Here is a 12,433-nt window from a genome sequence, read left to right on the forward strand (position 1 = left end):
AGCTAACCGTGCGAATTCCTCTTGACTACTACAGGATATTGGGAATCCCTTTTCAGGTGAGTGCCGAGCAAATTGATTTGGCCCACGCCGATCGGGGACGGCAATTGCCACGTCAAGAATACAGTCAAACAGCGATCGTCGCCCGTCAGCACTTGTTAGATGAAGCTTACCAAGTGTTAAGTGAGCCTGATCGCCGTCGTGATTACGATGCCCAATTTTTCGACCCCAATCCCTTGCTTCTCAACCCAGACAGCAGCGCCGAAAACCTCGATTCTCAGACTGGGGAGGTGGCCGCTGCTTCCTCAGAATATCCCACTCCCCAGATTACCATTGCCCCCGCCGATCTCGTGGGAGCTTTGCTCATCCTGCAAGAGTTGGGAGAATACGAGTTAGTGATTCGTTTGGCCGAAACTTATCTGGATTTGGAGCCAACTACTCGCCCAGACATGATCTTAACCTTGGCCTTGGCCTACGGGGAATTAAGTCGGGAATATTGGCAGGATAAAAATTATGAACAGGCGGCCAGCACCGCAGCCAAGGCCTTGATCTGCTTGGAACAAGAACAAATGTTCCCGCAAGTGGCTGGCGAGATTCGTCATGATTGCGATCGCTTGCGTCCCTACCAGGTTCTGGAATTGTTATCCCAAGAAAAAAACCCCGGTCTTGCCCGTCAGCGGGGCTTAAATCTCTTGGAGGATATGTTGGCCGCTCGCGGTGGCATCGATGGCCAGGGCGACGATCGCTCTGGGTTGGGGGTGGATAATTTTTTACGCTTTATTCAACAGTTACGGGTTTATTTGACTCAGGCCGAACAGGAGAAAATCTGGGCAAAAGAGGCAGAACGCCCCTCGGCGGTGGGTAATTATCTGCTGGTTTATGCCTTGATTGCCCGCGGTTTCGCCCAAAAACAACCCGCCGCTATTGTGGCAGCCAGCGATCGCCTGCAGCAATTACAAAAACATCAGGATGTTTCCATCGAGCGATCGATCTGCGCCCTGCTGCTCGGTCAAACCGAACAAGCAAGCACAATTTTAGAAAAAAGTCAAGAGCAAGAAATATTAAATTATATTAAGGAACAATCTGGGCAATCTCCCGATCTTCTACCTGGGTTATGTCGTTACGGTGAGCGTTGGTTACAAACAGAAGTTTTCTGCCATTTTAGGGATTTAGTCGAGCGGAAAGCCTCACTCAAAGAGTATTTTGCCGAGGAAGAGGTACAAAATTATTTAGAAGAATTGTCAGGTTTTCCTGACGAAAAAGTTCCCGTGTCAGTTCAAGAAAAGGTTGGGGAACCTTTAGAATCGGAAGTAAATGTTCTCAAAACCCACACCCCCCCCACCCATTTAAACCCAGTGCCAGGAGCGACACCGATGAGGGAATCTGCTTATTCTTCCCATTCTCGTCCCCAAAAACCGTCTTTAGCTAGAGCTAACGGTGAGCGGACAGGCACTGCTGTACCTGCCCTGAGAGCCACCCCTCAGCAGGAAACTTTCACCCCCTATACTCAGGGCAGTGTGGTGGTGACAGCAGCCGATCGTCAACCGGCACTTAATCCCCCCCGTCGTCGTCCCCGTCGCCCGCGCCACCCAGCAGCGGGCAACTCCGGGCCAGCAGCCGTAGAAACGGTAAAAACTGCCCTAGTCGCACCGAAACGGAGACGACCAGTCCGCAGAAAACTACGACTCGATCGAGTGGCGATATTGGGAGTAGGATTAGTGGGAACGCTCGTGGTTTTGTCCTTGGGGGTAAAGGCAATTGTCGATAGTCAATCTCCTTTGGCAGCCTTGCAAGGGGAACAGTTACCGATTTCTTTAAATACTCCCATACTAGAAATTCCTTCGGCTAACGCGGAGGTGATGGAAGGGAATCCCTTAGACAAGGAAAAGGCCAAGGAGACGATTCAAGCTTGGTTAGGGGCAAAATCGGCTGCTTTTGGCAGTGAACACCAAAAAGAGCCATTGAAAGAGGTTTTAACGGGTTCAGCTTTGGAAATTTGGCAAAAACGGGCGGCGGCTTTACAGGGAAATAACTATTGGCGCTACGATCATCAAGTGGATGTGCGATCGGTCACTAATAATGCGAAAAATCCTAATTTAGCCACGGTGGAAGCGATAGTCAACGAAAAGGCCATGTATTTCCATAATGGCAAGGAAATTGTCGAGCGTTCCTATAATGAGTCCTTGAAGGTGCGCTATGATTTGGTACGGCAAGGAGATAAATGGTTGATCGAAAAAACCCAAGTCTTACCCTGATTTTTCCCGATTAAATCCCCAAAAAACTAGGTTTTAAGCTGCCCGCACCTCCAATTAAGACTGCATGGCAGCTTTTTCAGTGGCAAGTGGCAAGTGGCAAGTGGCAAGTGGGGGAGCAGGCAGAAAAAAACTGATAACTGATAACTGAAGACCGACTGCCCCAAAAGACCAACTTTGTACCTCACCATTAAGATAACTTCTATATCTTTAGACTGATAAATGCTCGATTCGCTTAATATTTTTTAACATAAAATATGCTCTTTGATTGCTGTAATTAGTTCCCTAGAAGTCAAGCTAATGAGTTATGATCCTAGGTAGGAATCCATAGTTCTTAGAGGAAAAAAGCGGGGCAATCTCAATGTTTTGCCGACCGACAAGACCATGATTTTGATGTTTTAAAAATCTTGCATAAGTCTTTAAGAACTTTTAAAATCAGCATTCACACAGGAGGGATATTATGACAGGTAAGAGTAAACGCGGTTTTGCCTCTATGGATCAAGCTAAACAAAAGGAAATCGCTAGTAAAGGTGGTAAAGCTGCTCATCAAAAAGGCACAGCCCACGAATTTACCTCCGAAGAAGCTCGCGAAGCGGGACGAAAAGGTGGTGAAGCGGTTAGCCGAGATCGCGCCCACATGGCAGCTATTGGACGGGAAGGGGGCAAGAATTCCCACAAAGGCAGTCGCAAAAACTTAAACTCCGAGGAAAATTACCCAACCAACGAGTCTATAGGCGAAAATTTCTCGGATTTTAGCAACTCGGAGGCAAATAGTTGACTGTTGTTGACTTTTTCTCAGACTGAGAGGGTTTTGGGGTGTTGGGGTTTTAGGGTGTTTGGGTTTTAGGATTTTAGTTGAATTCCCCCATTTCCCCATCTCCCCATTCCCCCATTTCCCTATTCCCAATAAATACTTTAAGGTTCGATACTGACAATCCAAGTACCGACGTAGAGACGGACGGGAATATTGCCAGAGGCAGTCACATCACAGGTAAAGTAATAAGTTCCTAATTCGGGATTTCTGACATTAGACATGACGATTTCAACTTTGCTGGTGGGATCTATCGCTTGTTCGGGGACAATTTGAATAACGCGACTATCCTTATCCCAAACCACTTCCTTTAAAGGTAAAGATTTGCCGTTGGTGCGTACCTCGATTTTATTGGTGTCAAACTGGCCGTTAAAATAATCGGGATAGGAAATAAAAAAAGCTGAAGCCCCTTGGGAGAGTTTTTTCGGGGGAATATAGAGTTTATAACGATCCATTTGTCGGGGACGACCACCAAATTGCAAGAAATAATCTAAGATATCCTTGCGATCGACTCCACTAAAAATGGTTAGGCCGGGGTTGCCATTGGCTAAAGTTATTTTTGGTAAAATAATCCCCGCACCCACAGCTAAAGATAGAGCGATCAAAGCGGGTGTCCTAGCATATTTAATTACTTTTGTCAAGAGTTTTAACATAAATTTTAACCCAAGGTGAGGGGGATGGTGATGGCTGCAAGGAGCCGAATACAGTTCAACTCTAACAAAACTCGCTCGTTTCTTACCTAGACCTTTGCCAGTCCGATAAGTGTCTTGGTTAACGCTTCATCGCTCGTGCCATATCCCGTTGATCCTGACGACGTTTCAAATCTTCGCGTTTATCGTGTAATTTCTTGCCTCTACCGAGGCCAATGCTGATTTTTACCCAACTACCTTTAAAATACATCTTCAAAGGCACAAGAGTTAATCCTTTCTGTTCCACTTGACCGATGAGTTTGCTGATTTCCTTTTTGTGCATCAACAATTTTCTCGTCCGGCGCGGATCGTGATTAAAATATTCGCTACTCTGTTCGTAGGGGGAAATATGAACATTAATTAACACCGCTTCACCATTGCGGACTAAAACATAACCATCCCGCAGGTTTACCTTACCAGCGCGCACAGATTTAACCTCGGTCCCCAGCAACTGCACCCCCGCTTCAAAAGTCTCTAAAATCTCGTAGAGATGGCGTGCTTGCCGGTTATCACTGATAATTTTGATTTTGTCGTCTTGATTGGCCATATAGTCAAGTGAAAAGTGAAAAGTAAAAAAGCGATTGGTAGAGGCAGTATCGGCTAATTATCTCGATTTTTCCATGTCCTTATCTTTATATCTTAATCGCTCTTTTGCTCTCTGGGGACTGACTGCTTGCCGCTCTTTGGTGATCACCGGCCTTGTCAGGGGGAACGAGAAGGGGGAAAATGAGAGCAGTGTTAAATTTTTATGAAGTTTGGTTCTGTGGACAAAATTCGTACTGTTTCCGATAGTAAGCGTGATTTTTATACTCGCCACACCCGCCCCATCAATTCGGTATATCGGCGCGTGGTTGAGGAATTATTAGTCGAGATGCACCTGCTCTCCGTTAATGTAGATTTCCATTATGATCCAATTTATGCCCTTGGTGTGGTTACTTCTTTCGAGAAGTTCATGGAAGGCTATCGTCCGGGGGAGGATAAACCGAATATTTTTAATGCTTTGTGCCAAGCGGTTAACGGTAATCCCGAAGTCTATCGTCGTGATGCCGAAAATATGATCGCTATTGCCAAAGAAACTAATATTGATTCCTTGCTTTCCCAACTGCAAAACCCTGCTCTGGGTGGTAACAATCAGTTGTCTGATAGTTTAGTTTCGGTTATCAACGCGCCTAAGTTTAAGTATAGTCGCCTGTTTGCCATCGGTCTCTATACTATTTTGGCGGAAGCACAACCGGACATGATCAAGGAAAAAGAAAAACGCGAACAAATTTTGCAAAAGTTCTCAGAAATTCTCCGTCTCTCCAGCGAGAAACTGCAAAAAGACCTCGATGTTTATCGCGGTAATCTTGATAAAATGGATCAGCTGCTCAAGGTTATCGAAGATGCCCTAGAAGCAGAAAAGAAAAAACGTCAACAAAAAGAACAGGAAAAACAAACCACCCCGCAATAAAGGCTCTCAACCGGAAATTACCGCGTGCAGACAAGGGAATAGGGAACAGAAAAAGGATTAAATCGGCTCTCTTTCTTTACTGTTCCTTCTGACCTCGTTCTACAATTAGGATCGGCAACCCTCAATATTTATTTCCCGTGACTAACTCCTCCATCAGCGCACCCGTAACCGATATTTTGGCAAAAGCGCGGTCAGGGGCAAATTTATCGGCAAAAGAAGCGATTATCTTGCTAGAAACTACCGATAACCGTTTAATTGCCCAGATTCGGGAAACGGCCGACTTTTTGCGTCGTCAACAGGTGGGAGATACCGTCACCTACGTGATCAATCGCAACATTAATTTTAGTAACATTTGTGAGCAGCATTGCAGTTTTTGTGCATTCAGACGCGATGAAAACGAAGAAGGGGCCTTCTGGCTTAATTTAGAGGAAATTATCGCTAAAGCGACGGATGCTGTCCATCGTGGGGCGACGGAAATTTGTATGCAGGGAGGATTAAACCCAAAAGCCAAGATTAAGGGCAATTCCTTAGACTATTACCTAGAAATTGTTAAAAACCTGAAACAAGCCTTTCCCAACCTCCATTTACACGCTTTTTCGCCCCAAGAAGTCCAATTTATCGCTAGAGAAGACGGTTTAAGTTACGAAAAAGTTATCGCTTCCCTGCAAGAAGCAGGAGTCAATTCTCTGCCGGGGACGGCTGCCGAGGTGTTAGTCGATGAGGTAAGACGGGTAATTTGTCCAGAAAAAATCGATGCCGCCACTTGGTTAGAAATAGTCGGTACTGCCCATCGCTTGGGGTTACATACCACCAGTACCATGCTCTGCGGTCATATTGAAACCCCTAGCCAACAGGTGCAGCACCTCGAAAAAATTAGAAAACAGCAAGAAATCGCCCTAGAAAATAATTATCCGGCTAAAATCACCGAATTTATTTTATTGCCTTTTGTGGGACAATCAGCCCCCAAACCCCTGAGAAATCGAGTCGGACGAGATCAACCAATTTTAGCCGATACATTAAAATTAACAGCAGTGGCGCGGATTTATTTGGGCAATAGCATTAAAAATCATCAACCCAGTTGGGTAAAATTGGGCTTACAGGGGGCGACAGAAGCCTTAAACTGGGGTTGCAACGATCTCGGTGGTACTCTCATGGAAGAACATATTACCACTATGGCCGGGGCCCTGGGCGGTACTTGTTTGACCGTCGAGGAATTAGCAACGGCGATTAAATCCCTCGATCGCCCCGCCCGTCAACGGGATACAATCTATTAACTAGGGTTTACTGAAAGAGTTTTTTTAGTTGATGTAATCAAGCCCAACAATTTCTCCCTTGCCGGCAATCACTTCGCCGATTTGGTAGGCATTAATCCCAGAGGATTGTAGTTGATTAATAGTCAATTGCGCCAGATCTGATGGGACAATGATCACAAAACCGATACCCATATTAAAAGTATTAAACATGGCTTCGGAATTAACCGATCCCATCTGGGCTAACCAGTGAAAAATCGGCAAAACTGGCCAACTTTCGCGGTAAATCTGCACAGAATGTCCTTTACCTAAGCAGCGGGGCAAATTTTCCGGGATGCCACCCCCAGTAATGTGGGCCATGGCGTGAATATCTAACCCAGAGCGCAAAAGTTCTAGCACAGGTTTAACATAAAGTCTAGTGGGAGTTAACAAAACTTCACCTAAGCTAGAGCCGTCCAAAATTTCGGGGCAATCTTGCCAATTTAAGCCCTGGGTGTCGATAATCTTACGAACAAGACTAAAACCGTTACTGTGAACCCCACTACTGGCTAAACCAATAGCCACATCGCCGATTTGCACCTTACTGCCGTCGAGTAATTGACTTTTTTCGACAATACCGACGCAAAAACCCGCTAAATCGTACTCTCCTGCCGAATAAAACCCCGGCATCTCCGCCGTTTCCCCTCCCAAAAGAGTACAACCACTATCACGACAGGCACTAGCGATTCCCGATACCACCGCTGCTAACTGTGACGCTTCCAGTTTACCGGTGGCGAGATAATCCAAGAAAAATAAAGGTTCAGCCCCGGAGGTTAAGACATCGTTGACGCACATGGCCACGAGGTCAATTCCCACCGTATCATGGCAATTGAGACTATGGGCAATTTTCAGCTTGGTTCCCACACCATCAGTTCCCGATACTAACACCGGTTGCCGATAACCGGAAGGTAACTGAAAATAGCCCCCAAAACCGCCTAAACCGCCGATAACTTCAGGACGGAAGGTACTTTCCACATTTTGGCGAATTTTCTCGACAAAAGCGCGTCCCGCTTCCACATCCACGCCCGCTTCTTTATAATCCATGCCCAATTGACCGATTGTATCTCTCAAATTTTACCCAGATTTCGGTCGCATGGGAATTATAAGTTAGGAATTATGAATTGGCAAGTGGGGAGGCAGTAAAGCGTAGATACTGTTTCTTAAGAGCTTTGCCTCTCGCTCTTCCTTGGGGTTTAAAACTAGGAGACCAAAACCTTTTGCCATGCTCAACTGCTAAGATATAAAACTTGTTACTTCCTCTGAGATTAACTCCTGCCAGTTCGCCGGGCTAGACGTGACATTCAGTAACATCTGTCTGTTATATTTTATACAAAACGACGTGCGATTACCCTGCTTAATCTTGCCTCGGGATTTTCTTGGACATCTTTTGACAGTGCTTTCCAGTTCAGCTTTCTCTGACGGTGTTTTACCTTTGTTGCTTCTAGTTTTTCCCTACGAACGCCATCTATATATTGTGGCTCTTCCTATATTAAATAGAGCAGCGGCTTTGGTTATGCTTCCCCCATTCTCTCGATAATCAATTACTTTTTTTCTCAAGTCTAGGCTATCAGACATTTTTCTGTATGGGTTGCTCGTTTCTCTTTATTTTATATCATTTTTCAAAAGTAATGACAGACTTAGTTGATCATTTCAAAGCGCAATCCCTCTCGGAGCAAGGAATTGCACTTTCAGATGTTAGTCACGACTATTGAAATTGGTATTACCTTATTTTTCCCTCGTCTCACATTTATTTGAAATGACTATAAAGGGTTCTTCGGTTTGTCTTATGCGACGTACAGGATTATTAAGAAATGAAACTCTTATAGGGAAAGACATTTGGCGATTTTTGTCAATTGTTTTCGATCTAGAGCGAACTAATCAATTAAATCTATTGCCAGATAAGGATTTAGTCGATTTATACCACCCAATCGAACCATATCAAGTAACGAAGAACCCTATAACCTAGAATAGGCAACTCTTTTCCCGACAAAAGAGCGAGAGTTTAGCCACTGGCTGAAGGCTGACCATTAGATAAAATTTTGTTACGATTATTCGGCCAGCAATTTTTGAGCAAGATATAATCGAAACAGAAGGGCTGCCATTGGGCTAAAAGTTAAGCAAATTTAAGAGATAGCCATTTCAGAAAAAAATGTATCGTCGATAATATTGATCTTCCCTGGATAAGAAGCGAGTGAAGATTAATTGTTGAACCGAGCATCAGAAGCTATCTCTACAGGAGGAAATGTTAGAAAGTTATCCAAGAAGGGGAACCATCAGTCTTGACTTATCTATTTCCTATTGCTTGTATTCATTTAGTCATCTAACAGCAAGGGATGTAATCTCATTCAGGGGAAAAAGTCGTTATGAACCACCAAATAGAAACCCCTATCCGGACACCCTCTCAAGCTCGATTCCGTTCACGGGAGGAACGCATCCAGATCGGTAAATCCCTCCGGGAGCGATTGCCGCGTTCTCGCCACGCTATCTGGCAACCCCCCGCAGCTGGTCGAGAGCCGATCGAGATCATCGAAGCATCAAATCGAGGGCGATTACAGGAATTGATTCCCATCCGCTACGGACGAATGTTGCGTAGTCCCTTTACCTTCCTGCGCGGTTCCGCTGCTTTGATGGCCTACGATCTGGCCACCACTGCCAAAACTGACATTATTGTGCAGGCCTGCGGGGATTGCCACCTGTTGAACTTCGGATTTTTTGCCACCCCCGAACGCAATTTAGTCTTCGATATTAACGATTTCGACGAAACCCTGCCCGCACCTTGGGAATGGGATCTCAAGCGTCTGGTGGTCAGCTTTGTCATCGCTGGCAGGGATAGCGATCTATCCGATCGAGAATCGAAGGCGGCGGCGATCAATTGCGCTCGTTCCTATCGGGAACACCTGCGGGAATATTCTCGCCTCAGTCCGTTAGAGGTATGGTACACGCGCATAGGAGTGGAACAGGTGATCGAGATGGCTCCCGACGAAAAGACGCGGAAGATACGGGAACAGATGATGACAAAAGCCCGCGAGCGCATCATCGAACATCTCTACCCCAAGATCGTCACCCAAACCGCGGGACGCAGTCGCTTTGTCGATCAGCCGCCCATTCTCTACCATGTCAACGAACCGGATTGGGAGACTCTCGTGCGTGAGGGTCTGGAAGACTATCGCCAATCCCTGCCGGAGGAACGCCGGGTCCTGTTTGATCGCTACCAGTTAGAGGACTTTGCCCTGAAAGTGGTGGGCATTGGCAGTGTCGGCACCAGATGTTATATCGCCCTATTGTTCTCGGAAGATAACCATCCCCTCATCCTACAAGTTAAGGAGGCTTGCCCTTCGGTTCTTGAACCCTATACCGCCAAGAGCCAGTATGAAAATCAGGGACAACGGGTGGTTACAGGCCAGAGATTGATGCAATCCTCTAGCGATATATTTTTAGGCTGGACCCAGGGAAGACGGGGCAATAACTTCTATTTACGGCAACTGCGGGATATGAAGTTTTCCCTTCCCATTGAGGGAGTGTCGGCCGCCCAACTGCAACGCTACGCCGAGTTCTGTGGCTGGACCTTAGCCCGCGCCCACGCTAAATCTGGAGACGCGGCCACCATTAGCGGTTATTTGGGGAAAGGAGATCAGTTCGATCTCGCCCTGGGCGAATTTGCGATCGCTTATGCCGATCAGACAGAACGAGATCACGCCGCTTTGGTGGAAGCGGTCAAAACAGGACGGGTCGAGGCTTTGGTAGAAGAAGATTTATAGCATTAAGCTATCAGCCTGTTATTTCTCGACCTCACACCCCGCTGCTTTTTGGCTCATCAAAAGTGGCCAAACTCTTGTCCAGACTACTTTGTATTCGCTTTTCAGCCGCCTATTTAACGTCAGTTCGGGATAAGGGTGGAAAGAAAAGGCGGGGGCTAGTAAGCTGAAAAATATAAGTAGTCGTGCAAAATTAATTTCCTAGTCGAGACAGGAGACGGGAGACGGGAGACGGGAGACGGGAGACAGCTATTAGGGATCGGATTTGAGTTTTCAGTTCACTGTTTCCTCACACCAGAAGTCTGACGGAGTAAATGACTATACTGGAAGCATTGTTTTGGTTGTTGCACGGGGATTAGCTTTGTCGATGCCAGCAAAATTCAGGTCTGCCATAATCGCCGCATCAGTAGTCATCGGGTGTTTGACAATTTAGCCGCACGGGGAAAAACCTGTATAGACTGGTTTTTTGGCTTGAAACTGCATTTAGTGGTTAACGAGGAGGGAGAATTGCTCAACGTTCACCTTACCCCCGGCAATGTGGACGACCGCAAACCAGTGAACAAAACCCGAACTGGGGTTAAATATTAATCTCACGCCGAGGAGTAGATTTTACTGTCTCTAACGTGAGATTAAAAAGTGCAATTAGTCACAGACTAGAGGATAAAGTCTGTTGCCGCAATCGCAGATAATCCACCATTGAGTTGAATTTGCATATCAACAGTTAAGTTACCATCTCCCTCAATTTCTGCCTGAACAATCAAACTGCTACCAGAAATAAAGTAGTTGACTTGACCGCCACCACCAATGCCACCAGTACCAACAAAAGTGAAAGCTTGATCACCCGCTATAGTAGTATTGGCATCGATCGCCGATAGGTCAATCTTATCAAATCCAGGAGAGAAATCTGTAAGTATGTCCCGCGCAGCACCGACCTGACTATCTGATACACTCAAGAATCGGTAAATGTCGTCACCTGCACCATCGGTCATTGTGTCAGTGCCGCTGCCACCAATCAGTGTGTCATTACCGTCTCCACCATCAAGGGTGTCGTTGCCTCCTAAACCGCTAAGGGTGTCATTACCTGCTCCACCGGTGAGAGAATTGGCTAGACTATTGCCCAGAATGGTGTCGTTGAGGCTACCACCAATAACATTTTCAAAGGCAGTGGCACTAGCTAGGGTGAGAGTGAGATTTCCAGCGGTGACGGTTTGGGCGGCGGTACTGCCGAGATTGAGGTTGATGGTTTTAGTTGTAGTCGCCGCAAAGTTGAGGGTATCGATTCCAGAGGCATCAATTAGGCGATCGCTACCCAAGACCAGATCCGTGTCGAAGAGGTAAGTATCGTTATTGGCCCCACCATCGAGGGTGTCGTTACCGGCTCCACCATCAAGGGTGTCATTATCTGAACCACCTTGAATATTGTCGCTGCCCGCATTACCTAGAAGGCTATCGCTGCCCCCATTACCATACATTAGATCATCACCAGCACCACCGTCAGAAGTGTCATTACCGTTATCAAGAACGATATTATCGGCGAGACCAGTACCGTTGGTTATATTATTGTCGAAGAGATTGCCGTCAAATATATCGAAAAAAATCGGGTTCATTGTCTTTCTTTTGTCCTAATTACAACGAGACCAATCAACTCGCTTGGATTATGCGAACTGACTGTATTTTAATGGAACGAAAGCTAGGGAACGGTAAAAAAATCAAACCAGCCCTAGACATGGAAACATCTGGATTATGACAAGGAACAACTCAGGCAACGGGCAAGATTGGACAGAATCCCGTCTATTATATGTCAGACTATATGTCAGACCAGTTAACTGATTATACAGCAAAGAACAGCTAAAAAGTAGTTGGCAAAATAAATCTTAATATTATCTGAGTTCGGGCTAAGCAGATTATCGCCGGCAGGAAACCAATCTTGATCGAGAAATCGAGGAGTGTAGCCATTGATGGATCAGGGTTTTTTGCTATTGCAGTAGATATGTTTGGTGTCAGTTGAGGTTGGTGAGAAAGGCTGTAATAGACAAAAATAGTCAAAATATTAGACCTCTTGCAAAAGTCTTAAGTCGATCCTTGTACAGCAACATTTTTGAAGATTATCAACTACTAATAAATAATTAACTGAAAGTCCCTCCCATTATTGTTTCTATCGTTTGTTTTCGGATTTATGCAAGAGGTCTA

General features: G+C 45.8%; 9 protein-coding genes and 2 pseudogenes. 6 read left to right on the forward strand and 5 right to left on the reverse strand.

All coding sequences use genetic code 11. From position 1 onward, the window contains the following. Window positions 1–8 precede the first annotated feature (8 nt). Both ACOCD9_RS19305 and ACOCD9_RS19310 read left to right on the forward strand, forming a co-directional pair. Entirely contained in the window at window positions 9–2,252 is a 2,244-nt protein-coding gene (locus ACOCD9_RS19305; RefSeq protein WP_419548210.1) for an IMS domain-containing protein, read from the forward strand. 457 nt (window positions 2,253–2,709) lie between these two features. Further along, window positions 2,710–3,027: a KGG domain-containing protein gene (locus tag ACOCD9_RS19310; RefSeq protein WP_004163912.1), complete on the forward strand. Its 318-nt coding sequence runs from the start codon at window positions 2,710–2,712 to the stop codon at window positions 3,025–3,027. A 137-nt stretch (window positions 3,028–3,164) separates the two neighbouring features. Here ACOCD9_RS19310 and ACOCD9_RS19315 read toward each other — a convergent pair whose 3' ends face one another. Both ACOCD9_RS19315 and smpB read right to left on the reverse strand, forming a co-directional pair. Beyond that, window positions 3,165–3,713, reverse strand: coding sequence for a DUF2808 domain-containing protein (locus ACOCD9_RS19315; protein WP_419548211.1), 549 nt, complete (start codon window positions 3,711–3,713; stop codon window positions 3,165–3,167). 118 nt (window positions 3,714–3,831) lie between these two features. Beyond that, the gene (smpB, locus tag ACOCD9_RS19320) at window positions 3,832–4,296 is read right to left on the reverse strand and encodes an SsrA-binding protein SmpB (RefSeq protein ID WP_004162719.1); all 465 of its coding nucleotides are present in this window, start codon (window positions 4,294–4,296) and stop codon (window positions 3,832–3,834) included. Between the two features lie 216 nt (window positions 4,297–4,512). Between smpB and psb29 the strand changes: the two genes are divergently transcribed. Together psb29 and cofH are read left to right on the forward strand one after the other, a co-directional pair. Then, window positions 4,513–5,199, forward strand: coding sequence for a photosystem II biogenesis protein Psp29 (gene psb29, locus ACOCD9_RS19325; RefSeq protein WP_174718083.1), 687 nt, complete (start codon window positions 4,513–4,515; stop codon window positions 5,197–5,199). Between the two features lie 137 nt (window positions 5,200–5,336). Continuing rightward, a complete protein-coding gene (gene cofH, locus ACOCD9_RS19330) occupies window positions 5,337–6,473 on the forward strand; it encodes a 7,8-didemethyl-8-hydroxy-5-deazariboflavin synthase subunit CofH (protein ID WP_419548212.1) in 1,137 nt (378 codons plus the stop codon). A 24-nt stretch (window positions 6,474–6,497) separates the two neighbouring features. Here cofH and purM read toward each other — a convergent pair whose 3' ends face one another. Then, complete coding sequence (gene purM / locus ACOCD9_RS19335) at window positions 6,498–7,532, reverse strand: phosphoribosylformylglycinamidine cyclo-ligase (RefSeq protein WP_419548216.1); 1,035 nt, start codon at window positions 7,530–7,532, stop codon at window positions 6,498–6,500. Window positions 7,533–7,843: 311 nt separating this feature from the next. Next, a pseudogene (locus tag ACOCD9_RS19340) lies at window positions 7,844–8,063 on the reverse strand (IS630 transposase-related protein); the annotation flags it as partial. A 788-nt stretch (window positions 8,064–8,851) separates the two neighbouring features. Here ACOCD9_RS19340 and ACOCD9_RS19345 point away from each other — a divergent pair. Continuing rightward, a complete protein-coding gene (locus tag ACOCD9_RS19345; protein WP_419548213.1) occupies window positions 8,852–10,246 on the forward strand; it encodes a DUF2252 domain-containing protein in 1,395 nt (464 codons plus the stop codon). Window positions 10,247–10,561: 315 nt separating this feature from the next. Beyond that, window positions 10,562–10,801, forward strand: a pseudogene (locus ACOCD9_RS19350) (transposase); the annotation flags it as partial. Window positions 10,802–10,896: 95 nt separating this feature from the next. Here ACOCD9_RS19350 and ACOCD9_RS19355 read toward each other — a convergent pair. Continuing rightward, window positions 10,897–11,850, reverse strand: a complete 954-nt coding sequence (locus ACOCD9_RS19355) for a M10 family metallopeptidase C-terminal domain-containing protein (protein WP_287704404.1) — start codon at window positions 11,848–11,850, stop codon at window positions 10,897–10,899. Window positions 11,851–12,433 lie beyond the last annotated feature (583 nt).

It is taken from the genome of Microcystis sp., assembly GCF_048564745.1.
GTDB classification, from domain to species: domain Bacteria; phylum Cyanobacteriota; class Cyanobacteriia; order Cyanobacteriales; family Microcystaceae; genus Microcystis; species Microcystis ichthyoblabe_A.

Bases quoted from the DNA above. Each gene is read 5' to 3' on its own strand.
- ACOCD9_RS19310 (WP_004163912.1), top strand. From the start codon at position 2,710: ATGACAGGTAAGAGTAAACGCGGTTTTGCCTCTATGGATCAAGCTAAA.
- ACOCD9_RS19315 (WP_419548211.1), bottom strand. From the start codon at position 3,713: ATGTTAAAACTCTTGACAAAAGTAATTAAATATGCTAGGACACCCGCT.
- smpB (WP_004162719.1), bottom strand. From the start codon at position 4,296: ATGGCCAATCAAGACGACAAAATCAAAATTATCAGTGATAACCGGCAA.
- purM (WP_419548216.1), bottom strand. From the start codon at position 7,532: ATGGATTATAAAGAAGCGGGCGTGGATGTGGAAGCGGGACGCGCTTTT.
- ACOCD9_RS19345 (WP_419548213.1), top strand. From the start codon at position 8,852: ATGAACCACCAAATAGAAACCCCTATCCGGACACCCTCTCAAGCTCGA.
- ACOCD9_RS19355 (WP_287704404.1), bottom strand. From the start codon at position 11,850: ATGAACCCGATTTTTTTCGATATATTTGACGGCAATCTCTTCGACAAT.